The organism is Pseudoalteromonas sp. MT33b (assembly GCF_014117385.1).
Classification (GTDB): Bacteria; Pseudomonadota; Gammaproteobacteria; order Enterobacterales; family Alteromonadaceae; genus Pseudoalteromonas; species Pseudoalteromonas lipolytica.
This window is the reverse complement of record NZ_CP059831.1, coordinates 1,926,605-1,952,014: the sequence shown is the minus strand read 5'-3', so window position 1 is coordinate 1,952,014 and position 25,410 is coordinate 1,926,605. Positions and strand designations below refer to the sequence as shown.

At 40.8% G+C, this 25,410-nt stretch carries 27 protein-coding genes; 21 read left to right on the top strand and 6 right to left on the bottom strand.

The genetic code is table 11. The annotated features are described in order from the left end of the window. Positions 1–7: 7 nt before the first annotated feature. The 4 genes from aceK to H3302_RS08945 all read right to left on the bottom strand — a co-directional run bounded on the left by aceK (position 8) and on the right by H3302_RS08945 (position 4,093). On the bottom strand, positions 8–1,732 hold the full coding sequence (aceK, locus tag H3302_RS08960; RefSeq protein ID WP_036967922.1) for a bifunctional isocitrate dehydrogenase kinase/phosphatase: 1,725 nt from the start codon (positions 1,730–1,732) through the stop codon (positions 8–10). 100 nt (positions 1,733–1,832) lie between these two features. Further along, positions 1,833–2,306 carry a DUF4124 domain-containing protein gene (locus tag H3302_RS08955; RefSeq protein ID WP_182394966.1) on the bottom strand — a complete coding sequence of 158 codons (474 nt, stop codon included), beginning with the start codon at positions 2,304–2,306 and terminating at the stop codon, positions 1,833–1,835. Between the two features lie 75 nt (positions 2,307–2,381). Then, positions 2,382–3,875, bottom strand: a complete 1,494-nt coding sequence (locus H3302_RS08950) for a DUF3413 domain-containing protein (protein ID WP_065978494.1) — start codon at positions 3,873–3,875, stop codon at positions 2,382–2,384. 5 nt (positions 3,876–3,880) lie between these two features. Beyond that, positions 3,881–4,093 (bottom strand): DUF1414 domain-containing protein, encoded by a 213-nt coding sequence (locus H3302_RS08945; RefSeq protein WP_036967930.1) that lies wholly within the window; start codon positions 4,091–4,093, stop codon positions 3,881–3,883. 63 nt (positions 4,094–4,156) lie between these two features. Between H3302_RS08945 and yejK the strand changes: the two genes are divergently transcribed. From yejK to H3302_RS08915, 6 genes are all read left to right on the top strand, one after another. After that, positions 4,157–5,173 carry a nucleoid-associated protein YejK gene (gene yejK, locus H3302_RS08940; protein WP_075593491.1) on the top strand — a complete coding sequence of 339 codons (1,017 nt, stop codon included), beginning with the start codon at positions 4,157–4,159 and terminating at the stop codon, positions 5,171–5,173. A 190-nt stretch (positions 5,174–5,363) separates the two neighbouring features. Continuing rightward, positions 5,364–5,849, top strand: coding sequence for a DinB family protein (locus H3302_RS08935; protein WP_182394964.1), 486 nt, complete (start codon positions 5,364–5,366; stop codon positions 5,847–5,849). 173 nt (positions 5,850–6,022) lie between these two features. After that, positions 6,023–6,388, top strand: a complete 366-nt coding sequence (locus tag H3302_RS08930) for a cupin domain-containing protein (protein WP_074989399.1) — start codon at positions 6,023–6,025, stop codon at positions 6,386–6,388. A gap of 24 nt (positions 6,389–6,412) precedes the next feature. Then, complete coding sequence (locus tag H3302_RS08925; protein ID WP_155950827.1) at positions 6,413–6,685, top strand: hypothetical protein; 273 nt, start codon at positions 6,413–6,415, stop codon at positions 6,683–6,685. 981 nt (positions 6,686–7,666) lie between these two features. After that, positions 7,667–8,086, top strand: coding sequence for a hypothetical protein (locus tag H3302_RS08920; RefSeq protein ID WP_036967950.1), 420 nt, complete (start codon positions 7,667–7,669; stop codon positions 8,084–8,086). A 286-nt stretch (positions 8,087–8,372) separates the two neighbouring features. Then, a complete protein-coding gene (locus H3302_RS08915; RefSeq protein ID WP_182394962.1) occupies positions 8,373–9,239 on the top strand; it encodes a PhzF family phenazine biosynthesis protein in 867 nt (288 codons plus the stop codon). Between the two features lie 80 nt (positions 9,240–9,319). Here the strand turns inward: H3302_RS08915 and rne are convergent, their stop codons facing one another. After that, on the bottom strand, positions 9,320–12,607 hold the full coding sequence (gene rne / locus H3302_RS08910; protein WP_182394960.1) for a ribonuclease E: 3,288 nt from the start codon (positions 12,605–12,607) through the stop codon (positions 9,320–9,322). Between the two features lie 622 nt (positions 12,608–13,229). Here rne and rluC point away from each other — a divergent pair. Beyond that, positions 13,230–14,198: a 23S rRNA pseudouridine(955/2504/2580) synthase RluC gene (gene rluC / locus H3302_RS08905; protein ID WP_036967959.1), complete on the top strand. Its 969-nt coding sequence runs from the start codon at positions 13,230–13,232 to the stop codon at positions 14,196–14,198. Then, positions 14,185–14,877 (top strand): HAD family hydrolase, encoded by a 693-nt coding sequence (locus tag H3302_RS08900; protein ID WP_182394957.1) that lies wholly within the window; start codon positions 14,185–14,187, stop codon positions 14,875–14,877. The genes rluC and H3302_RS08900 overlap by 14 nt, the downstream gene beginning before the upstream one ends. Here the strand turns inward: H3302_RS08900 and H3302_RS08895 are convergent. Continuing rightward, positions 14,813–15,421: a nucleoside triphosphate pyrophosphatase gene (locus tag H3302_RS08895; protein ID WP_036967964.1), complete on the bottom strand. Its 609-nt coding sequence runs from the start codon at positions 15,419–15,421 to the stop codon at positions 14,813–14,815. The genes H3302_RS08900 and H3302_RS08895 overlap by 65 nt on opposite strands. A 141-nt stretch (positions 15,422–15,562) precedes the next feature. On the opposite strand from H3302_RS08895, the gene yceD reads away from it, so the two are divergent. The 13 genes from yceD (at position 15,563) to H3302_RS08830 (ending at position 25,408) form a co-directional block, all read left to right on the top strand. Next, positions 15,563–16,087, top strand: coding sequence for a 23S rRNA accumulation protein YceD (gene yceD / locus H3302_RS08890; protein ID WP_036967966.1), 525 nt, complete (start codon positions 15,563–15,565; stop codon positions 16,085–16,087). A 10-nt stretch (positions 16,088–16,097) separates the two neighbouring features. Beyond that, positions 16,098–16,268: a 50S ribosomal protein L32 gene (gene rpmF, locus H3302_RS08885; protein WP_036967969.1), complete on the top strand. Its 171-nt coding sequence runs from the start codon at positions 16,098–16,100 to the stop codon at positions 16,266–16,268. A gap of 11 nt (positions 16,269–16,279) precedes the next feature. Continuing rightward, the gene (plsX, locus tag H3302_RS08880; protein ID WP_036967971.1) at positions 16,280–17,308 is read left to right on the top strand and encodes a phosphate acyltransferase PlsX; all 1,029 of its coding nucleotides are present in this window, start codon (positions 16,280–16,282) and stop codon (positions 17,306–17,308) included. Positions 17,309–17,379: 71 nt separating this feature from the next. Further along, on the top strand, positions 17,380–18,306 hold the full coding sequence (gene fabD / locus H3302_RS08875; protein ID WP_036967973.1) for an ACP S-malonyltransferase: 927 nt from the start codon (positions 17,380–17,382) through the stop codon (positions 18,304–18,306). Between the two features lie 11 nt (positions 18,307–18,317). Beyond that, a complete protein-coding gene (fabG, locus tag H3302_RS08870) occupies positions 18,318–19,064 on the top strand; it encodes a 3-oxoacyl-ACP reductase FabG (RefSeq protein WP_036967976.1) in 747 nt (248 codons plus the stop codon). Positions 19,065–19,302: 238 nt separating this feature from the next. Then, a complete protein-coding gene (gene acpP / locus H3302_RS08865; protein ID WP_016707440.1) occupies positions 19,303–19,539 on the top strand; it encodes an acyl carrier protein in 237 nt (78 codons plus the stop codon). Between the two features lie 117 nt (positions 19,540–19,656). Next, positions 19,657–20,895, top strand: a complete 1,239-nt coding sequence (gene fabF / locus H3302_RS08860) for a beta-ketoacyl-ACP synthase II (protein ID WP_036967982.1) — start codon at positions 19,657–19,659, stop codon at positions 20,893–20,895. A gap of 59 nt (positions 20,896–20,954) precedes the next feature. Next, positions 20,955–21,767 (top strand): aminodeoxychorismate lyase, encoded by an 813-nt coding sequence (gene pabC / locus H3302_RS08855; protein WP_182394955.1) that lies wholly within the window; start codon positions 20,955–20,957, stop codon positions 21,765–21,767. After that, positions 21,764–22,744: an endolytic transglycosylase MltG gene (gene mltG / locus H3302_RS08850; RefSeq protein WP_182394952.1), complete on the top strand. Its 981-nt coding sequence runs from the start codon at positions 21,764–21,766 to the stop codon at positions 22,742–22,744. Before pabC ends, mltG begins: the two co-directional genes overlap by 4 nt. A gap of 15 nt (positions 22,745–22,759) precedes the next feature. Then, positions 22,760–23,386 (top strand): dTMP kinase, encoded by a 627-nt coding sequence (tmk, locus tag H3302_RS08845; protein ID WP_036967991.1) that lies wholly within the window; start codon positions 22,760–22,762, stop codon positions 23,384–23,386. A gap of 1 nt (position 23,387) precedes the next feature. Then, on the top strand, positions 23,388–24,281 hold the full coding sequence (locus H3302_RS08840) for a DNA polymerase III subunit (protein WP_118844363.1): 894 nt from the start codon (positions 23,388–23,390) through the stop codon (positions 24,279–24,281). Between the two features lie 8 nt (positions 24,282–24,289). Continuing rightward, on the top strand, positions 24,290–24,616 hold the full coding sequence (locus H3302_RS08835) for a PilZ domain-containing protein (protein ID WP_036967997.1): 327 nt from the start codon (positions 24,290–24,292) through the stop codon (positions 24,614–24,616). Between the two features lie 12 nt (positions 24,617–24,628). Beyond that, positions 24,629–25,408 carry a TatD family hydrolase gene (locus H3302_RS08830; protein ID WP_036968000.1) on the top strand — a complete coding sequence of 260 codons (780 nt, stop codon included), beginning with the start codon at positions 24,629–24,631 and terminating at the stop codon, positions 25,406–25,408. Positions 25,409–25,410 lie beyond the last annotated feature (2 nt).

Genomic DNA, 25,410 nt, shown 5'->3' with positions numbered 1-25,410 from the left:
TTGGTGTTTACCAATAATGGATAAATCGTTGTGCAGCAGGGTAAGGGTAAATGTGGCTTACCACGCCTTGCTTAATATTATATTGAGCTTGTCGCCAATAAGCGGGGTCTTCAAGCTCTGGGTGTGTACTTAATAAATAGTGTTTGTACACAGGGTTAGCCGTAACAAAGGTGCACAATTGCTCAGGAAATACGTCTTGCGGTGCCACTGAATAACTTTGCTCATTCGTTAAGTAGTCATCGTATGACTTGGCTTTTGGTAAGGCACGAAAGTTCATATCAGTTAAATATTGCACTTCATCGTAGTCATAAAAAATAACGCGGTTATGCTTACTTACCCCAAAGTTTTTCAATAGCATGTCGCCTGGAAATATATTCACGGCTATCATTTCTTTTAATGCTTGACCATATTCTTCAATGGCTTCAAATGCTTGTTGTTCACTGGCATTTTCAAGGTAGATATTTAATGGTGTCATGCGCCGCTCAATATATAAGTGTTTTATGATCAGCCAGTCACCTTCAATAATCATTGAAGAGGCGATTGTTTTATGCAGCTCTGCTAACAATTTACTATCAAAACGACTCAGAGGAAATACGACGTTAGAATACTCTATAGTATCGGCCATGCGTCCGACACGATCATGACTTTTAACTAATTGATAGCGTTTAAGCACGGTATCGCGCCCAAACGGTTTGCTTTCGCCAAAGGTGTCTTTAATCACTTTAAACACATAGCCAAAGGATGGCAGAGTAAATACCATCATCACCATACCCGGTGTGCCAGGGGCAATAACTAATTGATCGTTTGAGTTATTTAAATGCTGTAAGAACTCACGATAAAACTCGGTTTTACCTTGCTTATGAAAGCCAATTGCATTGTAAAGCTCTGCCAATGTTTTGTTGGGCATTAATTGATTTAAAAAACGAACTAATGCAGAAGGAGCATGCGTTTCAACCATAAAATAGGCGCGGGCAAAACCAAAGATAACCCGCATTTGCGATGATTTCGTCAGCAACGCATCAAGGTATAAGCCTTTATCCTCATGGTGTAAAACAGCAATGATAAAAGGTTGTACGCCACTTTCAGACACCACTCGGCCAACAATGTAAGCGGCTTTATTTCGGTAAAAAGGGGCTTGAAGGATATCAAAGCGCATGTGCCACGCTTGGTGGTGTGTATCGGGAGCTTGCTTATAAAACGCCTTAACCAACAATCGAATATCACGCTCAAGGTCCACAAAAGGGGCTTTAAAGTCAAATTGATTAATAATTTTACGTATTGTGGGTCTTAGCCCATCTACGACAGGAAAATAACTGCGATATTCAGCTTCCATTGGGAGGGCGGGAGCATCTGCGAGAGTGGCTTTTACAAATATAAAGTCGTTATTAAAATAGCGGCGGTGAAATAAGCGACAAAAAACGGAGTTATAGAAAGTTTCAGCCAGCTCGGCTTGTGGGTGAAAGCTTAAAAATTGTTGGTATATTTGTTTGGTTTCGAGCCAGCAAGTCTGATTGAGCTCAATAATTTGTTGTTCATTCAGCGATTTTAGCTTGGTAATGGTTTCGTTAACCCGATCATCATAATGGCTAATTCTGAGCTTACTAATTTCATTAATTTTTTGCCAATCTCGGTTGGCAAATGCGATAGGGGCTTTGGCTGTTATTGCTTGGAAGAGTTTATAGTGATTACGAAAGCCAGATAAAATTAACTCCGCAATATGTTGTGGCTGCATACAAACTCCTTCGAAACGGCTGAAATGTCGTGTTTAGAGCATTAACTCTATCTATGTTAAGAATATGTTATTTATTAGTGAAACCCAATAGTAAAGTTAATTAATTATAGCGTGCTAATTTTTTTTCTAAGTCAGTCAGCTTTTTATTAGCCTTTTTTACGTCTCGTTGGTATTGCTTATTGATACTGTTTAGCTGCTTTTGTATGTCTTTGCTGATTTGCTTGCTTTGTGAATCAGACAAAATGCGGTTAAGCCGTTGCTCTTGTTGGTACTGCGCTCTATCACGTTCGCGACTTAAAATGTCTAAGCGATGTTTTTGACTACGAATTTCGGCTTCTAATCGCTTTATTATTTGTTCTCTTTCCAGTTCATTAAGTTGTTTAACATAATTATCAGGTGCTTGTATATCAGGATCAGTTACTGTAATGCGGTGTTTAGTTGCGCGATTCCCACAAGGAAATTGGCTAAATACGGTGCCCTTATCTGTTACGCATTTATAGTATTCCGCCGCTGTAAGTGCGGGAGAAAAGGTAATGAAAAGAGAGGAAAATAACGCGGTGATTGAGGCTTTCATGACATCCGTGTCCTTACTTTAATACGTGTTATTAAATATAATAAAGCCAGCTCGTATAGCAAATAATCAAAAGGGCTAAGGTGTATAGCGTTTTAGTTTTTTAATGCTTTGCACTAAAAAGGGTACATCAAGTCGCTGCTCTATTGCAAAGCCCTGAGCTGCAGAGATGTTTTTAAAATTACCATCCGAGTCAATTAAAGTAATTCTATCTTTCTTAAATGCAATAAACACATTTTGAGAGTAGTTTACGCCGGTATCATCATGGCGTTTATATAAATTACTGCCTAGCATGCTTTGTTTCGCGAGCGTTTGGCAATTTAAATAATGCCCAACACTGGTGGCTATTATGTCACTTGGTTGAATAAGCCCGTCTGTTTGCACAACTTTTTTATCTGAGCTGTACAGGCGAGACGTAGTCACAATGCCGTTGCTATGCTGAGCAAGGCTAAATGCGAAAACAGCGTGTGCATTATTACGCACTGTGGTTGTTTCATCTGCGCTGACTAGTCTTATTGATGAGTCTTCATTGGTTGAATTGATAAATTCAAATTGTTCGAAGCCCTCTACCTGTAGTGAGCGAGATTCGCTTAACCAAACAGGCGACTGCTGTTTTTCAAATATAGGTGATTTGTAAAAAGCCGGTAAGCCATAAACAAGGCTAAATAACGTATCTTCAACTTCAATAGGTTGTAAGAATAAATCAGTTTTACGTAAATTTGGTTGAGTATTTACAAAGCTTTCAAGGGCGTCGTTGTTTGAAAATACTAAAATATCGATTTTTGCTGTAGTTTCATCAACACATTGTGCTGGAGGCGTCGGTGCTAAATAATCAATATTGTGCGGATCTAGCCTAACATCATGAGCTTCTTTATAGCTGTCAAGGTCAAGTAAATCGTTTTTAGCCAGCAGGCTTTTTGCAGTTGTTGGGTACGATAATGGCAGTACGTTATCTTGCTTAGTAATATCAAATTTTAAATTAGCATCGGCCCAAATATGAATACTGTGACTAAGAGCAAAACACACTAAGATTGTGCTCGTAGCATAACGTGCGAATTTATACTGTTTTAAGCGTGCCAGATGATGCCAAGTGTAATTACTGACTAATAACTGGAAAGCTAAAATGAGTAGTACGATACCGCCCGCAAAAATAGTCGTGAGTGCAGGGGAGTCTGTAAGACGGTGCCATAATAACGACACAATCTCAGGTAAAGCTGATGAATTCAAATGATAGCCTAGGTTGAAATAAACGTAGGCATCAAGTGTCAGCAGTGATGCACCAAAGGTCGCAATTACAGCGGCCATCCCCCGAATATGTCGAGGGTAAGGAAACACCAAACTCAGCGGAAATATCGTCAGAACAAAGGCAATAAACGTAATAAAGCTTGTGTGGCTTAACCAAGTTACAAACATGTACAGGTAACCCACAAAAGTAGTGGGGGCACTGTCGGCAAATAAATAACTTAAGCTGATAAACAGCAGTAAACCTATATTTGCGAAGGTGAACCAATGGCCCCAACTAAGAAGCTGACTTACTTTTGATGAAAATTGACTTTGTTGCGATAAATTCATAAATCTTATTTAACCGACTGCGCTAATGCTTTGGCAAAGTTGTCGGCAACCGCTTGTCTTTTCTCTGAAGGTACATGCTCTTTTAAAATATGCGTGATAGAATTTCCTAAACACATAAGGCTTAAATCTACAGGCGCTTTATGCTCTGTAAGTACATCAATCAGCTGATCAACGATTTGTTCTACTTGCTCATTAGAATATTTTGATATGATAGGCATCAGTTGGTTCGATAAAAAGAGTTATATTCCCGTATTTTAACACCAGAGGCGTGAAAAACAAAGATGACAATAGATGTTAAAAAATTAGTCGTTCATTATGTAGACAAAAAAGACGACGATACTGAAATTCATTTACGCAATGATGAAATGGTTGTTAACGACAAAGTCGCTGTATTCATAGAACAGCTTCACCATGCTTACAATGGTAAACCGGGTAAAGGGTATTGTGCATTCAGTGGCGAGAAAAACAGTGTTGTAGCTTCTGCAATGCAGAGCTATCGAAACAATGAGCTGGGCTTTTGGCACATGACTGAGCAGGCCACAAATGTATTAAAAGAAGAGCTAAATAAGTATGCGTTTAACGAAACTGGTTATTTAGTTTTTTGCCATTATCAATATGTTGCAAGTGATTATGTGTTAATTGCGCTGATCAATATTAAAGAACATTATTCAATTACTTCGGAACTTGATTTAGCGTCATCGCGTCACTTAGATATCTCACGCATGCAATTAGCTGCGCGTGTCGATTTGACAGCCTGGGACACGCAAGCGGAAGATAATCGCTATATTTCTTTTATTAAAGGGCGTGCGGGTCGTAAGGTTGCGGATTTCTTTTTAGACTTTTTAGGTTGTGAAGAGGGTATTGACCCTAAACAACAAAGCCAAGTAATGCTTAACGCCGTTGAAGACTACTTATCAGAGCAACAGTTTGATAAATCAGAAAAAGATGAGCTTCGTAAACAAGTTTTCGATTACTGTAATGACTGTGTGACCACAGGTGAAGATGCCAACGTTAAAGAATTATCGGCGACATTATCTAAAAGTGATGACAGCCCATTTGAAAGCTTTTGCCAAGAACAAAACTATGATTTGGAAGACTCGTTCCCTGTTGATAAAAAGACGGTAACGAGCATGGTTAAGTTCTCTGGTATGGGTGGTGGCGTAAGTGTGAGCTTTGAGCGCAAACACCTAGGCGAGCGCGTTACATACAACGAAGCAACAGACACACTTGTCATTAAAGGTATTCCACCTAACCTAAAAGACCAACTGCAACGCTTTATGGAGCAAGAAGAAGGTTAAATAAAGTCATGCGTTAAGGCATTAGACAGTTGGGTAAACCTCGACAAAATTGACAGACTTTTGGCCCAGTTACTGCTGGGCTTTTTATTGTTTAATAATTAAGGCTTGCAGTAAGACAGTTTATCATTGTGTATTAATCGTTTAGGGTATTATCGGTCATTATTGGTAAAAATCTGGCGTATACGTAAGGATGAATAGGGACTTTTCTAAGGCGTTTCACTACAAAAAGTGGGCAAATACTCAATTGCTTGATTTAGGAGAACAGCATTTTTCAAGACTTCCAGAAAGTGATGCTACCTTTTTCGTCAGAATTTTAAATCACACAACTGTCGTCGATAGCCTGTTTATTAGCCGAATTTTGAGAGAACCTGAAAAATACAGTGATGATAATACCGTTGAAACACCAACATTTTTAGAGTTGCGCGAGAGAGTAAATGATAATGACTCATGGTTAGTTCAGTATTCTAAAACAGTAGAGCAAGAAGAACTAGAGCGGGTTGTTTCATTTAAATTTGTTGATGGTGATACAGGGCAGATGTCAGTGACAGAGATTCTAATCCATTTGTTAACTCATGGCAGTAATCACAGAGGTATGGCATCTAGGGTACTTGCGGCAAATAATTTAGAGAGACCTAAGGATACATTCACTCGCTATCTGCATCAATTAGAGCCATAAAGAAGAGTTATAGTATAGCCTCTTCTTTATGGGGCGTTATATGCAAAACCTCAAGACGACATAAAGCGTATATCCAGAGTTTAATTGTCACTGAAAGTGAAGATAACAGAGATAAATGAGATGAGTCTTTAGATTTATTCGACCCTCAAATTAAATTTATAAATAGGGATTTTATGACTTACAAAGCAATTAATTTTAAAGAGAAGTTTTCTAAATTTACTGAACATTGGTCACCGCGAGTAATTGCAGAAATGAACGACTATCAATTTAAACTCGCTAAAGTTGAAGGTGAATTTGTTTGGCACGATCACCCTGATACTGATGAAGTGTTTATTGTTATTGAAGGCGAGCTAGAAATCGAATTTAGAGATGGCATTGTAAATTTAGAGTCGGGTGAAATGTTTGTAATCCCTAAGGGGGTTGAACATAAACCCCATGCGAAGACTGAATGTAAAATTATGCTTGTTGAGCCGAAAGGCGTGGTAAATACCGGTGAAGCTGGTGGTGAACTTACCGCAGCGAATGATGTTTGGGTGTAACAAACAAGTCTGATGGTGTCAGATTTGAATCAGCAGCAATTACAAACCCTGAAAAAGGCAGCACTGCGCAGTGTGTGGGTGTTTTTGCTATTAAATAGCAGTCTGTTGTTGTTGTTTTTCTTAGGTAATACAGAGTTTGTGTTTATCGCTTTAGTGATACAGATTAGCATTGTTGTTATTTGGCAATTACCCGTATTTATATTTCACGTAGTTTTTAAAAAACAGCCAATATTAATATCGTTCTATAAAGCATTGGCGTCATATCGTTACGTTATGGAGCAAGTGCAATGGCCTTAGTATTTAATTTATATAAAAGAAGCGTGTAATGATGGTAACTGCATTTGTAGCAAATTTGCAGGTGGTACAGTCGCGAACCTTGCAGGCGTTGTATTAAATGCGGATAAGCTTTCTGATGCTGAAAAATATAATTGCCTAATTATTAATATTTATCTGTAACAGAGACAAAATAACCGCTAATCTACTGAGATGATTACGACGTATTCTAAGAAAAGGTTTTGAGGTGTAAATTTCTTTTAATACTGCTCTTTATTTTGAGCACATTTAACCCATTTTTTAGCAAGTTGTTAAAATGAAAATGTTAGTTAGGAGAACTAATGCCACACTTTATAATGGACTGCTCTGAAAGTATCCTGAAATCCCATCATGAAGAATGTATTATTGAACAAATCTATCATGTCGCTAATTCTACAGGATTATTCGATGAAGGTGATATTAAGTTAAAAATTAATCCATTTCAAAAGTATTCCGTGGATAATATGAGAAGGTTTTATCCCTGTTTTTTCTCAAATTGATTATTCCATTATTTAGTTTTAGTTAGAAAAGGATGTCTAGCCTATGTATCAACTTTATTTTTCTCTTGCTCTAATATTTATTATTTTTAGTTTGCCCATTTATATTTACTATATAACATTAAAACTTGAACAGTTCGAAGATAAAGGTTCAAGTTTTTTCTCTTTATTTTTTGCAGAGCCAAGCTTGAGGGTAGTACTAACAGTTTTGTGCTTTCCGTTTATAGGCATTATAAGTGTTCTAAGCACTATTAAGACTTTATGTAGACGGAAGCCAGTTAAACCATATTTGTTATTTTCTGCAATAGTCTCATTACTGTGGTTGGCATTTTTACTTGCAGGGCTTGTGCAATATTTAGGCGAATAGAAGTTAAATAAGCACGAAAATATTTAAAATTTTTATTCGCTTTTTAATGCTATTGTTTTTCTGTTATGACTATTGAGTTGTTTACAAGGAGATTTTAAAAGCATGAATATATTTCTTATTATTGCAGGTGTATTAAGTGGAATCGTTGCAATTTTGCATCTTGGGTGTATTTATTTTGGCGCACCGTGGTATCGCTTTTTTGGTGCGGGGGAACAAATGGCGCTACTATCTGAGCAAGGTAGTATAAAACCAACCCTTATAACCAGTGGCATTACACTCGTGCTCTCAATGTGGTCAATGTATGCGTTTTCTGCTGCTGGGATTATTTTCAAACTCCCATTAACGCGTTTAGCGCTTATATTAATTACATTCATTTATATTGCCCGGGGCATCGTCGGTTTTTTGTTTGTAAAGTCACCCCAAGGTCGAACTCCCGAGTTTTGGATTTGGAGTTCAATTATTTGTTTATCTTTAGGCGTTGTTCATCTAATAGGACTGAAACAACAATGGGCTAGTTTGTAGGCAAATTTAAATAAAGTCATTGTGATTGCAGCACATATCCAAAGTGCCATCTCGTCAACAGATAAGGTGAGACAAGTTGCACTGCGCAAGATTTGATAGTGCTGTTTGAGAATAAGGTGCAAAGCTATAAATTAAAACTACGGATATTTAACGTCTATATCGGTACTCTCTATATCGGTACTCTCTATATCGGTAATCTCTATATTGGTACTGACTATAACAATACTATTTATATTGACACTATCTGTAGCTTTTATTCGTTAAATCTAAAAAGAGAGTTGTGTGAATGAAAGTAGAAGCATTTTTAGTTAACTCGTTTACTGCAGATGGAAGCGGAGGTAACCCTGCCGGTGTTGTATTCAATGCGGATAAACTTTCTGATGCGGAAAAACTGACTATTGCGAAAGCCGTGGGCTTTTCAGAAACGGCCTTTGTATCAGACGATGAAGAGGTCGATTTTTCGGTGTCATTTTTTACCACAACAGAAGAGGTCGATTTTTGTGGTCATGCTACGCTTGCTGTATTTTCGACTCTATTCAACCAAGGTGTGATAGCTGCGGGTAATTACACGCAGAGAACCAAAGCGGGTCTACTCGGAATAACGATTGCCAATGACGGTCAAGTTACGATGGAGCAAACCTTACCTAAATATCTCGGCAGCTTTGCGTATCATGAAGTCGCTGGATTATTGGGGGTTGATGAAGCGGTTTTAGCATCAACGGCTTTACCGATAGACGTAATCACAACAGGTTTACCCGATATTATCGTTCCTGTACCACGGGGCTATCTCGATAAAATTGAAGTTAATAACGCTGCTCTCAGTGATTTTTGTAAACAACATGAAGTGATTGGTGTGCATGCATTTGAGCTTTACGATGCGCATGAAAAGCTGACTGCAAGTTGTCGAAACTTTGCACCTTTAGTGGGTATTCCAGAAGAATCGGCAACAGGGAGCGCGAGTGGTGCGCTTGCTTGTTACTTAACTAGGCATCTTTATTCTGAACACATTAATCATTTCAAATTTGAACAAGGACGACTTATGGGGTGTGCTTCACATATCTCAGCATGCGTTAGATCAGACAAACAAGGTGTGAGTCAGGTGTTAGTGGGTGGATACGCCAGTGGCTTCGGAACACAAATAATCGAAATATAGTGTATATATTTAAAACAAAAATCTAAAACAAAAAAGCCGCGTTATTTTCATAACGCGGCTTTTTTCGTATAACAGCTAGACTAGTCAGCCGATAATGTTTTAGCCATATCAGCACGGGCTTTACCGGCAGGTTTAATTGAACCTGCGCGTAAACCACTGTCTGGAATAGCTTCACGCTTATCGTGTGCCATAGCACCTGGTGTTGGTACTGGCTCGCTGTCTGCAACTGGTGCAGGTTTTGCCATTGCAGCGCTTGCTGAACCCTTAACTAACACTGTTCTTTCATTGTTAGGTGCTTGTTCAGCTTGCACTGGTTCATCAGCTTTAACTGCTTCGTTAGCTTTAACAGGCTCTTCAGCTTGCACTGGTTCATCAGCTTTAACTGCTTCGTCAGCTTTAACAGGCTCTTCAGCTTGCACTGGTTCATCAGCTTTAACTGGTTCATCAGCTTTTACTGGTTCGTCAGCTTTTACTGGTTCTTCAGCTTGTACTGATTCGTCAGCTTGCACTGGTTCGTCAGCTTGCACTGGTTCGTCAGCTTGCACTGGTTCGTCAGCTTTTACTGGTTCGTCAGTTTTTACTGGTTCGTTAGCTTTTACTGGCTCTTCAGCTTTAACTGGCTCTTCAGTTGTTACTGGTTCGTCAGCTTTTACTGGTTCGTCAGCTTTTACTGGCTCTTCAGCTTGCACTGGTTCGTCAGCTTGCACTGGTTCTTCAGCTTTTACTGGTTCTTCAGCTTTTACTGGCTCTTCAGCTTTTACTGGCTCTTCAGCTTTTACTGGTTCATCAGTGTTAGCTGATTCAGGCGCTTCAACTGGTTTCTCAGTTTGCGCTTGTTTAGCTTTTAATTCAGCTTCATATTCAGCAGCAGCTTGATCCGCAACAGGAATAAAGGCAGGTGTGTCACCTTTATCTTCATTTTGCTTTTCATCTTGCTCAGGACGACGACGGCGTTGTCCAGCTGCACGAAGGTGACGAGGTGAACGACGTGAGCGTGTGCGCGGCTGTGCTTGTTCATCATCAGCAACTGACTCAGCGTTTACATTTTGCTCCTCAACCGGTGTGTTGGTTTCTTCTGTTTTAACCGATTTAACGTCAGCTTTTGCAGGTTTTTCTGCTTTAACCTCAGTCTGTGCAGGCGTTTCAGATTTAACCTCTGGTACTACATCGTCTTTCGCTTCTTTCGCCTGTTTGGCAGGTTTTGCTGCTTTGTCTGTTTTCTCAGCCTGAACAGTATCACTGCTCTGAGTTGATTTTACTTCCTCGGCATTTTCGTCTTGTAAACGCACTTTCTTACGAATATTACGACGTTGACGGCGAACCTTAGGTTTAGTCTCTTTCGGTTGCTCCGTTTGCGTTTCTTGAACTGCCTCTGTTGACGTTGTTTCTACGTCATCAGTACGCTTTTCATTTCGCTTTCGGTTAGTCGAATTGCGACGGCGCTTATTACGGTTTTCGTTACTTTCTTTTTGCTCAGGAGCTGAAGTAGTGGCCGGTTTCTCTTCTTTCGCTTCAACGTCTGAAGGACGCTTATTACGAGAGTTATTACGACGACGTTGGTTATTGCTTCTGCGACGGTTGTCGTTATTACGACGGTTGTTGCTGCGCTGTTGTGCCGCTTTTTTCTCTTCTTGCTCTTTTTCAGTCTCTTCTTCAGAGTTGCTGAAGAGTGATTTAAACCATTTACCAATGGCTGCAAATAAACCACCGTCACTTTTCTTAACGTCTTGAGCTGGTTGTTCAGCTTTTGGAGCAGCTTGTGGCGCTGGGTTTGTTGGCATAACAACACCCTTTAACACAGGCTCTTCACGAACCGGTGCTGTGGGTGCTTTAGCCATTTCAAATGCTTCTGGCTCTGGTGCAACGACTTGCTCATAGCTAACAGTTTCAATCGTTTCATCTTTGCGTAAACGAACTACTTCATAGTGCGGTGTTTCCATGTGTTGATTTGGAATAATGACCACATCAACACTATGGCGTTTTTCTATACGGTGCACACTACGGCGTTTTTCATTTAATAAGTAAGCAGCTACCGCAACAGGTACTTGTGCGTTTACTTGCGATGTATTGTCTTTGATTGCTTCTTCTTCGATTAAACGAAGGATAGACAATGCAATTGATTCGTTTGAACGAATAGTGCCTTGACCATTACAACGCGGACACGGACCTTGGCTTGCTTCACCTAGAGATGGACGCAGGCGTTGACGCGACATTTCAAGAAGGCCGAAGCGTGAAATTTTGCCTATTTGTACGCGAGCACGGTCTGGACGTGCAGCATCTTTCAGGCGATTTTCAACTTCACGTTGGTGGCGAGGTGGTGTCATATCGATAAAATCGATAACAATAAGACCACCTAAGTCACGTAGACGTAATTGACGTGCAATTTCATCAGCGGCTTCTAGGTTCGTGTTAAGCGCGGTCTCTTCGATATCACCGCCTTTGGTTGCTTTTGACGAGTTAATATCGATAGAGGTAAGCGCTTCTGTTGGATCAATAACGATTGAACCACCAGAAGGTAAGCGAACTTCTCGTTGGAACGCTGACTCAATTTGGCTTTCGATTTGGTAATGTGTGAATAATGGCACATCGCCTTGATAAAGCTTAACACGGCTCATGAAATCAGGGCGGAAGCGTTCAATGTGCGCTTTAGCTTCTTCAAAAACACGGGCTTTATCAATTAAAATTTCACCAATATCACGACGTAGATAGTCACGGATAGCACGGAAAATAACGTTACTTTCTTGGTGAATTAAGAATGGAGCAGGGCCGCTATCTGCAGCTTGTTGAATGGCATCCCAGTGAACTAAAAGCGCTTTTAAGTCGTAGTCTAGTTCCTCGAATGATTTGCCAACACCCGCAGTACGGACGATGAGCCCCATACCTTTAGGAAGTTCTAAACGGCTTAGCGCTTCTTTTAGTTCAGTACGCTCATCACCTTCAATACGACGTGAAATACCGCCGGCACGAGGGTTATTTGGCATAAGTACTAAATAGCTGCCTGCTACGCTTATAAAGGTTGTTAGTGCCGCGCCTTTTTGGCCACGTTCTTCTTTATCAACCTGAACAATTACTTCTTGGCCTTCTTTGATTACGTCACGAATATTCGGACGACCTTGGAATGTATAGCCTTGTGGGAAGTATGTGCGTGCAATTTCTTTAAGTGGAAGGAAACCATGTCTTTCCGCGCCATAATCAACAAAGGCTGCTTCTAGTGATGGTTCGATACGGGTAATTTTACCCTTGTAAATATTGGCTTTTTTTTGTTCGTGACCTGGGCTCTCTATGTCTAAATCATACAGGCGTTGGCCATCAACCAGTGCAACGCGCATTTCTTCTTGCTGCGTCGCATTGATTAGCATACGTTTCATATTGTTACTCTACTAATTTCTGTCGCTGACATGACGATATCATTTCGTCTGTTCAGTGGTTTTTGACGGTTATTCTTGTGCAATCTCACGACTGGTTAAAATCAAAAACCGACGTTGTTCGCTTACATTGAGCGTGTCTATGGTGTGGCTGACAATAACATGTTGTCACGTTATTAAATTCTTTTTGGTGCCAAAACTGCCGCGTCTTTCACGGTTTTAATTTACGAGTTCTGTTCCGAAGTCGACCATGTTCAAATTTTAATTCAATGTCTTGCTACAACAGCTTACTCTGAATGACGTTGTTACGTCGTCACTATCAGACAATTTATCTTGTTCAATTGCTTTTTCTATTCATTAATCAGCATTCGTGCTCAAATTATGCAGGCAATATATTACGCGCATCGCCGATAATTGAACGCTCGTGTTGGCTGGGTAATTATAAAAGCTTTGGAAAACTTAGCGCGGATCTGTATGATCGGCAACCCAGAATATGCATCACGAATGTTTTAATGTGGTAAAAAGCACCGTTGTTACTTGCAAACTTTATGTTCGCAGCGGTGATTATCCCACTATTACAACCGCGTTAGCAACTAAATTATTTACTTAAATCAGTGATTAGGCAATGTCAGAAAAAACCGGCTTACAAGTATCATTTGTTACCATAGGTGAAGACCACTTAGGTCAACGCATTGATAACTTTCTTATTACTCACCTGAAGGGTGTGCCTAAAAGTGCAGTTTATAAAATTCTTCGTAAAGGTGAAGTGCGAGTAAATAAAAAGCGCATTAAACCCGTTTATAAATTACAACTTGATGATGTTATTCGTATTCCGCCCATAAAAGTGGCCGAAAAAGATGAATTTGTGCCGAAAAAGCTAGATAAGGTTAAACAGCTTGAAGAGGCCATTTTATTTGAAGATAAATACTTGATGGTGATTAATAAGCCGTCAGGAATGGCGGTGCATGGCGGCAGTGGTTTAAGTTATGGCTTAATCGAGGCACTGCGAGTACTTCGCCCAGAAGAGCGCAGCCTTGAACTGGTTCACCGTCTTGACCGTGATACTTCAGGCTGTTTACTTATTTCAAAGCGCCGTTCTGTGCTTACACACTTGCATCAGCAGTTGCGTGAAAAAACCATGGAAAAAAATTATTGGGCACTGGTTGATGGGCAATGGGATGCGAAAACTAAAAACGTCACTGAAGGCTTACGTAAAAATACTTTAAAGTCTGGTGAGCGCGTGGTGCGTGTAGACAATACCGAAGGTAAACCGTCGCACACACGTTTCCGTGTTCTAGAGCGTTATGCAGAGTGTTCACTGGTGCAAGCGTCGCCGGTGACTGGGCGTACTCACCAAATCCGTGTTCATACGCAATGCAAAGGTCACCCAATTGCGTGTGATGATAAATATGGTGTGGCTGAATTTGATCAATACGTTAATAAGTTAACGGGGTTAAATCGGTTGTTTTTACATGCGCATGATTTACGCTTTATCCACCCTAAAAACGAAACAACGATGCATGTTGAAGCGCCGTTAGATAAAGCTTTAAGTAATTGTATTAAAAAGTTACGTGCTGATAATGAACAGGTTTAAACTCGCTATTTTTGATTGGGACGGCACAGTCATGGATTCTGTGCCAAAAATTGTGACCTGCCTGCGAAATACTGCGCGAGATTTAGGTATTCCAGTTCCATCAGAGCAACAAGCGAAAGATGTGATAGGTTTGTCGCTAACCAAGGCCACTGAAGTACTTTTTCCTGCTTATTTGCATTTAAACGATGAACTCGTTGCAGGTTATAAAGCACAATATCGTGAATTAGATGTCACACCTACACCTCTATTCGCAGATGTAGAACCTGTACTAACGCAGTTAAGAGACGCAGGTATACAGCTCGCTGTGGCTACTGGTAAAGGACGTGAAGGTATTGATAGATTACTTAATGAGTCGGGCCTCGGTAAGTATTTTATGAACGTAAAATGCTCAGATGATGCTATGTCAAAGCCATCCCCTGATATGCTGGAGCAAATTTTGCGCGAGCAGGGCATAGCGAAAAGTGATGCCGTGATGATTGGCGATAGCCAATTGGATATGGCGATGGCGAATGCCGCTGGTATTGCCTGTATTGGTGTGAGCTTTGGTGCACACAGCAAGGCGCAGTTGCAACAACATGCGCCGATTACTGTCGTTGATTCTTATTGGCAGTTACTTAGCGTGTTGACATCTCATGCTGAAGAGTCAGTACATCAACACCAAACTCAGCCAGTACTTTAGTTAATGTGATCAGTGGCAGGCCAATAAGTGTATTTGGGTCATCGCCACTGAGCTTGTCAAATAAGCAAATACCTAACCCTTCACTTTTAAAGCTGCCAGCACAATTGTAAGGTTGCTCAGCATCGCAATATGCGCCAATTTGCTCAAGTGTTAGTGTTCTAAAAGTCACGTCGAATGGCACAACCGTCGTGATTGCGTTATTTGATTCTATATCGAAGACACTCAAACCCGTTAAGAATCTCACAGTATGGCCGCTAAATGCGGATAATTGCGCAACGGCGTTTTCTTTATTGTGTGGTTTACCTAGTATTTTATTGTTGAAAACGGCCACCTGATCAGAGCCTATCACTAAGCCATTGGTAAAATGTTCAACTGCGACACGCGCTTTTTGCTCACTTAGTCGCTTAACAAGTTGCGAGGGCGTTTCATTTTCTAGCGCTGATTCATCGATATCAGGTGAAAAACTTTCAAAAGGTAGATTTAATTTAGTTAATAATTGCTGTCTAAATGGTGAGCTTGACGCTAATATAAGTGTTGGTTTCATAAAATATTCTGGGTATAAAATGTCTTTTGGCAAGGATAAGCCACAATGAATCCGAAAACAAAGCAGAAGATCGTTAAAAACCGACTAAAATTGGTTTTTTACTTTGACTAACCAACTAACTATCTATATGATGCAGCCCCTATGCAAAAGGTGAAAATTCCCATCACTCTTCATCCCAGCAAAGCAGCACAACATCGTTTAACGTATGACGGTATTGTACCGCTTGAAAAACTTTCTCGTTTAGAGCAAGTTGTGCAGGAAGAAGCAGGTGAAATAGCGGTAAAGATTCATTGCAAAATTGATGACCAGGGTTTAGTAGTGATAAGTGGTAATTTATCAGTACATGTAACCGTAACTTGTCAACGCTGCAATGGTGAATTAGGGTTGGATTTGGATCAAGACTTTGTGTATTCGCCAGTCGGTTTGGATGCAGAGTCAGATCATCTTCCTGAAGGTTACGATGAAGTAGAACTGGACGAAAATGGCGAAATCAACGTGTTTGAGTTAATCGAAGACGAACTGATTTTGGCAATTCCTATAGTGCCTACACACAACGAAGCCTCGTGCAGTTATTCATCAGAGCCTACAAGCTTTGGTAAATTATCAGCAAAAGATGACAAACCAAATCCATTTGATATTTTGAAACAACTTAAGAAAGATTCTTAGGAGAAGACTAATGGCTGTACAAAAAAGCAAAAAGTCTCGTGCAAGACGCGGCATGCGCCGTTCACACGATGCGATCAGTGGTCCAACTTTAACTGTAGACCAAGTTTCTGGTGAGACTCACCGTCGTCACCACGTAACTGCTGACGGTTACTATAAAGGCGTTAAAGTAATTTCTAACTAAGAGATTGCTATATGCTGACCAATCTAACCATAGCGTTAGATATGATGGGGGGCGATTACGGCCCCCGTTCATCTATCCCCGCCGCCGTAAGAGCGGTAAATGCTAATACCAACTTAAGACTGATCTTATGTGGTAATCAGCAAGTTATTCTTAAAGAACTTGAAGCGCTTGATTCGCTTTCTCACCCGCGATTAATCATTCGTCATTGTAGTGAAGTTGTTACTAATGCGTGTGAACCCGCTTCAGCTGTTCGTTCAAAAAAAGATTCCTCAATGCGAGTTGCCCTTGATTTAGTTAAATCGGGTGAAGCGCAAGCCTGTGTAAGCTCGGGTAATACTGGCGCGTTATTTTTTATGGCGCATTATGTATTAAAGATGCTACCGGGTGTAAAACGACCAGCCCTTATTTCAGCCGTCCCTACTGAGCGAAAAGATCCCGTTTATCTATTAGATTTAGGGGCCAATGTGCATTGCGATGCGCAAACACTTTATCAGTTTGGCATTATGGGCTCTGTGGTCGCAGGACAAGCGCTTGGCTGTGATAATCCTCGCGTTAGTTTATTAAATATTGGCTCTGAAGACATCAAAGGGCATGAGGGAATAAAGCAAGCTGCACAACTAATGCAGCAATGTAAATATCTCAACTACACAGGTTACAGTGAAGGTAGCGATATTTTCAGTGGCAAAGCCGATGTGATTGTGTGCGAAGGATTCGTAGGTAATGTGGCATTAAAAACCTGTGAAGGGATTGCCAAACTTATCATGCATAAATTAACGAAAGCCTTACACAAACATTTTTTATACAAATGTTTGGCGTTTTTATTGCGTCCAGTGATAAAAAAGCTCTACAAGCGGGTGAACCCCGACCAGTATAATGGCGCAAGTCTGGTAGGATTGCGCGGTATTGTTGTTAAAAGCCATGGTAATGCCTCTGCAAAGGCGTTCCATGCTGCTATAGATGAAGCCGTGCGGGAAGTCGAACGCCAACTCCCTGAAAAAATCGCTGCGATTTTTGAGCAAACACATCCAACAATAAAGTAGTGCAGCATTTAAAAAACTTGTTATGCTGCCTACGAAAGAATTATTTTTTTGTTTAATGATAAGAGCAAAGTATGGCACATAAAATTGCACTCGTATTTCCAGGTCAAGGCTCACAAACTGTGGGCATGGTATCTGAACTTTTAGCCGATTCTGATATTGTTAAAGCAACATTTGCAGAAGCATCAGACGCGCTTGGCTATGATCTAGCTGCACTTGTACTTAATGGTCCAGAAGAAGAATTAAATCAAACCCATCGTACACAACCGGCCTTGTTAACTGCCAGTGTGGCAATTTACCGCCAATGGTTAGCAGCAAACCCTGATGCAGACGTTGTTATGGCTGGCCACAGTTTAGGCGAGTATTCAGCGCTTGTTTGTGCAGGCGTTGTTAGTTTAAGCGAAGCCGTCAAGCTTGTTGAAAACCGTGGTTTATATATGCAAGAAGCAGTACCAGCGGGTACCGGTTCTATGGCAGCTATTATCGGTTTAGGTGATGATGAAATTAAAGCCGCATGTGAAGCATCGGCTAATGGCGAAGTGGTTTCACCAGTTAATTATAATTCACCTGGTCAAGTTGTTATTGCAGGCCACAAGGCCGCGGTAGAGCGCGCATCAGAAGCGTGTAAAGAAGCAGGTGCAAAACGTGCCTTACCGCTTGCTGTAAGCGTGCCTTCACACTGTGAATTAATGAAACCTGCGGCAGAAAAATTAGCCGCTGATTTAGCCGCTTTAACATTTAATACACCTAAGTGTGATGTAATTAATAATGTTGACGTTAAAGCAGAGCAATCAAGTGAAGCAATTAAAGATGCGCTAGTACGTCAACTATACAGCCCAGTACGCTGGACCGAAACTGTACAGGCCCTTGTAGCGCAAGGCATTACACAAAGCTATGAATTTGGCCCAGGCAAAGTATTAACGGGTCTGGCTAAACGTATTGATAAAGCAATGGTATGCGCAGCGGTAAACACGCAAGCTACGATTGATGAAGCGAAATAAGTAGGAATAGAATGACAAATTTATTTTCTCTTGAGGGCAAAGTTGTCCTTATCACAGGTGCTAGCCGCGGTATAGGTAAAGCGATTGCGAATACCTTAGTGGCACAAGGTGCAAAAGTTGCGGGCACAGCGACAAGCGAATCAGGTGCTGCAAAAATCAGTGAGTACTTAGGCGATAATGGTAAAGGTTATGCGTTAAACGTGACTGATCCAGAGTCGATTGAAGCAACACTTGCTGCGATCAAAGCTGATTTAGGTGATATTGATGTATTAGTAAATAATGCGGGTATTACGCGCGATAATTTACTTATGCGAATGAAAGACGGCGAGTGGGATGACATTATTGACACCAACTTAAGCTCTGTTTTCCGTTTATCTAAGGCTGTTTTACGTCCTATGATGAAAAAGAAAAATGGCCGTATCATCAACATTGGTTCAGTTGTAGGCACGATGGGTAATGCGGGTCAAGCAAACTATGCTGCAGCAAAAGCAGGTGTGATTGGTTTTACTAAATCACTTGCACGCGAAGTGGCGTCTCGTGGTATCACGGTTAACGTTGTAGCGCCTGGATTTATCCAAACAGACATGACTGATGAGCTGACAGATGAGCAAAAAGCAGCCACGCTAGCAAATGTGCCAGCGGGTCGTTTAGGTCAGCCTGAAGAAATTGCAGCCGCAGTGTGTTATTTAGCATCTGACGCAGCTGCGTATGTATCGGGTGAAACATTGCACGTAAATGGCGCGATGTACATGGTTTAATGAATGTTAGCACCAAAGTGCTAACAAAAGATTATCGAAAAATGTTGAATTTTTTGTGATCTTGCTTTAAACATACTTGAATTCGCTATGAAAATAAGCGATAAATGAACAAATACCAATCAAGAGGTTTGACCAGATAAGTAATTATCAGCAAATCCTTGAATCACAGAATTATGCGGCGTAAACTACGCCGCAATCTGAAAATAACGCATTGGCGTATTTAATAAAGGAAAGAAGAATGAGCGACATCCAAGAACGCGTAAAGAAAATTATTATCGAGCAACTAGGTGTTAAAGAAGAAGAAGTAAAACATGAAGCTTCTTTCGTTGACGACTTAGGTGCTGATTCACTTGATACTGTAGAACTAGTAATGGCTCTTGAAGAAGAGTTCGACACTGAGATCCCAGACGAAGAAGCTGAAAAGATCACTACAGTTCAAGCTGCAATCGATTACGTTACAGCTCACGCTGAGTAATCAATCGCATTTTGATTTTAAGGGCAGCTTTAGGCTGCCCTTAGTCTATCTAAAGAATGATACTGAATATTTTGGTATACACCCCACCTAAAATAATTTCCTTATTGGAGGCAACCCGTGGCTAAACGTCGAGTCGTCGTAACTGGCTTAGGAATGTTGACACCGCTAGGTAATGATGTTGAATCTACTTGGCAAGGTTTGTTAAACGGTAAAAGTGGTATTCAAACTATCACGCATTTCGATACCTCAAGTTTCGGCACCAAATTCGCAGGTTTGCTGAATGACTTTGATGCATCAGCTTACATGTCACCGAAAGATGCAAAAAAAATGGATTTGTTTATCCAATATGGCATTGCAGCGGGTGTACAAGCACTACAAGATTCTGGCTTAGAAATCACTGACGAAAACGCGACACGCGTTGGCGTCGCAGTGGGTTCGGGCATCGGTGGTTTAACGTTAATCGAAGAAAACCACGTAAAACTATTAAACAGTGGTCCGCGTAAGCTTTCTCCGTTCTACGTACCGTCGACCATCATTAACATGATTTCGGGTCACTTATCGATCATGCATGGGCTACGTGGTCCTAATATCTCAATTGTTACGGCCTGTACAACAGGTTTGCATAACATTGGCCACGCAGCGCGTATGATTGCATACGGTGATGCTGATGCGATGGTTGCGGGTGGTGCTGAAAAAGCATCTACGCCAATTGGTATGGGCGGATTTAATGCAGCTCGTGCATTATCAACACGTAATGATGATCCACAAGCCGCATCTCGTCCGTGGGATAAAGACCGCGATGGTTTTGTTCTGGCCGATGGTGCAGGTGTTATCGTACTGGAAGAGTATGAGCATGCAAAAGCACGTGGTGCAAACATATATGCAGAGCTTGTAGGTTTTGGTATGAGTGGTGATGCTTACCACATGACCTCACCGCCAGAAGATGGCGCTGGGGCAGCACTTGCTATGGAAAATGCGTTGAAAGATGCACAAGTAAATGCTGACCAAGTGGGCTACATTAACGCGCATGGTACTTCAACGCATGCAGGTGATAAAGCTGAAACATCGGCTGTTAAATCAATTTTTGGTGATGCAGCAAAAGATGTGATGGTTAGTTCGTCTAAATCAATGATGGGTCATTTGTTAGGTGCAGCGGGCTCTGTTGAGTCTATTATTACTATTTTGTCTTTACAAGACCAAAAAGTAAGCCCAACAATTAACCTTGATAACCCTGATGAAGGGTGTGATTTAGACTATGTACCGCACACGGCACGTGACGCTAAATTGGATTATGCACTGTGTAATTCGTTTGGTTTTGGTGGTACTAATGGCTCGTTGCTATTTAAAAAGGTATAATTGCCGGTAACAACGGACTAAATTAAGAAGAGCCCAGTTGTTTAACTGGGCTTTTTTATATGAGTAAATTTAAACAAACAATAATTATAACCAACGACCACACCATGGTCAGCTTTCAAGATCGTGGTCTTAACTATGGTGATGGCTTCTTCACGACGGCTCGCATTAATGATGCCAGTATAGAGCACTGGCCATTACATAAAGCCCGTTTAATAGAATGTGCAGCGCGCTTAGCATTCCCAACTTTAGATTTCATGGCAATAGAAAATGCCTCGCTTCAGGCCATAGGCGATATGCAATCAGGCATTTTAAAAATTGTTATTACCCGCGGCAGTGGCGGCCGAGGTTACGGCTTACCTGAAGCGCCTTCGATTCAAGTTCTTATCACGGTATTACCTGCTGTTGCACATTATAAAACATGGCAAGAGCAGGGGGTTTCACTCGCTATAAGCAGTATTAAACTTGCACATCAGCCTGTGCTTGCCGGTTTAAAAACCTTAAACCGCCTCGAGCAAGTGCTCATTAAAAATCAAATGAACACACTTAATTGCGACGATGTTGTGGTGCTTGATATTAATGACAATGTAATAGAAAGCTCTGCTGCTAATTTATTTGCGATAAAAAATGAACAGATTTTTTCGCCACAATTAAATAACTGTGGGATTACTGGGGTTTACCTAAAATCGTTATGTGCTAAGTTAGCAATTGAGTTTAAACAAATTAGCGTAGAAGAGTTATTAGCGATGGATGCGGTTTTTATGTGTAATAGCTTAATGGGTGTTGTGCCTGTTGCAGCCATTACGGATACACAGTTTGACATTACTCGAAGTAAAGCATTATTAGCGACCCAGTTTGCCAAGGAGAATGTGTGATAAAAGTCATTGTTAGCGTGCTTTTATTAGCATTGCTATGTTGTGGTATTGGCTATCAACAACTTCAAGCAGCATTGAGTATGCCATTAAATGTTACTAACACCACACTGTTTAAAGTGGACCGCGGAACAGGATTTAATCAATTATGCAAACAGTGGCAAAGTAAGCAATGGCTTGACAGTTGTTTTAAATTTCAGGTGCTTGCAAAGTTAGACCCGACCTTAACGGATTTAAAAGCAGGCTTGTATGAGCTTGATTCTACCTCTGTAATCGATAATATTCGCCGCATTAATCAAGGCGCTCAAGTCAGCTTTAGTTTTACTATTATTGAAGGGCAACCACTGAGAGAAGTAATTACCAACATTGCTAAGCAAACTCATTTAAAGCAAGACCTTGATGAAGAGGATTTAGCAAAGCAAATTAGCAATAAAGATGAAAATTTAGAAGGTTGGTTATTCCCTGATACTTACCACTATCATAGTGAAGACACGGCCAGCAGTGTATTAAAGCGTGCCTACTCTAAAATGCAAACAGAGCTCGATAATGCGTGGCAAAATAGAGCACACGATTTAATCTTGAACTCACCGTATGAGGCACTGATACTTGCCTCAATTATCGAGAAAGAAACAGGGCTTGCAAGTGAAAGGCCCTTAATATCGGCTGTTTTTACGAATCGGTTAAAGAGCAATATGCGCTTACAAACAGACCCAACGGTAATTTACGGCATCGGAGCCGACTTTGATGGTGATATTAAACGTAAAGATTTAACCACTTACACACCGTATAATACGTATAAAATTAAAGGGCTGCCGCCAACGCCGATTGCCATGCCATCGCGAGCGGCATTACTTGCAGCGGTGAATCCGCCTGAGTCAGAGTATGTTTATTTTGTGGCGAAAGGCGATGGGAGCCATCAATTTTCAAAAACATTGAAAGAGCATAATCGTGCTGTGCAGCAGTACCAATTAAACAAATAACCAGAATAGAGTCATATGACAGCGAAATTTATAGTGATTGAAGGTCTTGAAGGAGCCGGAAAATCAACGGCAATCGCCGTGTGCCAAGCTTACCTACAGCACAAGCAGGTTGAATTTATTAATGTACGTGAGCCAGGTGGTACCCCTGTGGCGGAAGCACTACGTCACATTGTAAAACAGGCTCATGAAGAGCAAATAACGGGTGAGACAGAATTGCTTATTATGTACGCTGCACGGTCTCAACTTGTTGCGAATGTTATTAAACCTGCAATCGATAAAGGGACCTGGGTACTGGGAGACCGTCATGATCTCTCATCGCAAGCCTACCAAGGGGGGGGGCGTGGTATTGAGCAATCAAAACTCTCTTTTTTGGCTGATATGGTTTTAAAAGGCTTAAAGCCAGACTTAACAATATATTTAGATATTGACCCTGCTGTGGGCCTTGCACGTGCGAAGGGACGCGGAGAACTTGATCGAATTGAACAAGAAGCGCTCGGCTTTTTTGAACGTACACGTGAGCGTTATTTGGCACTTGCTGAACATGATCCCAGTATTCAAACTGTTGACGCAAATAAAGCGATGCCTGAAGTGCATGCTGCCATCACCACGGTACTTGATACCTTTTTTGAGAGTTTAAAATAATATGCCACTGCCTTGGCTTGAACCCTTACAACAACAGTTAGCACAGAGCTATTCTCAGCATCGTTTTCATCATGCGCAATTGTTTAATGGTGATAAAGGGGTTGGCAAGCAGCGCTTAGTAGAGCAGCTAGCTGATGGTTTGTTATGTGCCTCAGCCAATAATTTGGTTGCCTGTGGTCATTGTAAAAGTTGTTTGTTAAATCAAGCAGGCACGCATCCCGATAAACGGGTGGTTAAAGTAGACGGGCAAACGATCGGTGTTGATGAAATTCGTGATATTACCGATTTTATAAACCATTCAGCTGCTCAAAACGGTAATAAGGTGGTTGTACTTGAGCAGTGCCATAAAATGACCACAGCCGCTGCAAATGCGCTATTAAAAACGCTTGAAGAGCCAAGTTTACACCGCTACCTATTATTAACCTGTGAACAAATCGCGCAATTACCTGCGACCATACTCAGTCGTTGTGCTGTGCACGAAGTGAAAGTTAATATAGAAACTACGACACAATGGTTAGCCTCCTTAGATATTCCTAATTATTCTTGGTTAGGTTTGTTTTCGCAACAACCACTCCTTGTAGAACAATGGCAAAATGAACAGCAATTAGAGTCTATTGATACACTCTATAAATTTGCAACTGAGATAAAAGACAGCCATAATTTCAGTGCGTTAGTCGACATACTGAATAAAGATACAAGTTTGGTTAATGTCTTTACTTTGTTTTTAACTGAGCATCTAAAAACGCAATTAGTATTGGGAATGGATTTTTTCAGCTATCAAAAAGCGCAATCTGCAATTTCTGAGTTTATTTATAACAGCTCACATGTGCTTGGTTTGAATATGCCGCTGGCCATTTCGCAACTAGCGTTTTCTTTACGTGAAAGCCATAATTAGGACATATTGTGCAAGAATTATTAGTAGATATCGAAGATTTAGAAGAATTATATCGCTGTTACATGCCTTTCATAAAAAATGGTGGTTTGTTTGTACGTACTAATATGCGGTTTGAAATGGGGCATTCATTGGCTTTAAAAGTGACATTACCAGATGCTTTAGAAGATGACGTAATTACTGGGAAGGTTGCTTGGATAACCCCACAAGGTGCACAAAGCTCGAACCCGCCAGGTATTGGTATAAGCTTTATCGACGATAAAACCAATTTAAATGCCAAGATCGAAAAACTGCTGGGTACTATGTTAAACTCTGACAATCCGACGTATACCATGTAAAAAAGTAGTACCATGATTGTAGATTCTCATTGTCATTTAGACCGTCTTGACTTCGACAAACTCGACCTTAATTTAGACCAAGTACTTGAAAACGCACGTGCAAAGCAAGTCGAACACTTTTTATGTGTTAGTGTGACTTTGGAGCAGTTTCCAAGCATGCTTGAAAAAATTAAAGATTATCCAGATGTATCCGCTTCGTGTGGCGTACACCCTCTTGATCAAAAAGATGCACTTGATAAACACCAACTGATCAACCTTGCTACTCACGATAAAGTCGTTGCAATTGGTGAAACAGGTCTTGATTATTATTACTCAAAAGAAACGCATATCGTTCAGCAAGAGAGCTTTGTTGGGCATATAGACGTTGCTAATGAGCTTAACAAACCCCTTATCATTCACACTCGAGATGCGCGTGAGGACACAATTAACCTGATGCGCGCTCATAATGCTGAAAAATGTGGTGGTGTACTGCATTGTTTCACTGAAGATTGGGATATGGCTAAGAAAGCGATTGATATGGGCTTTTATATTTCGATTTCAGGCATTGTCACATTTAAAAATGCCGTTGAACTAAAAGACGTTGTGAAGAAAATCCCATTAGATCGGCTCTTAATCGAAACAGATTCGCCTTATTTAGCCCCTGTACCATACCGTGGAAAAACAAACCAACCCGCGTATGTAGAAGACGTTGCGTATTATATTGCTGAGTTAAAAGGGCTTACTTTTAACGAATTGTCTAACGCAACGACGGATAATTTCTATTCACTGTTTAAGCAAGCAAAAAGGGCTTAACA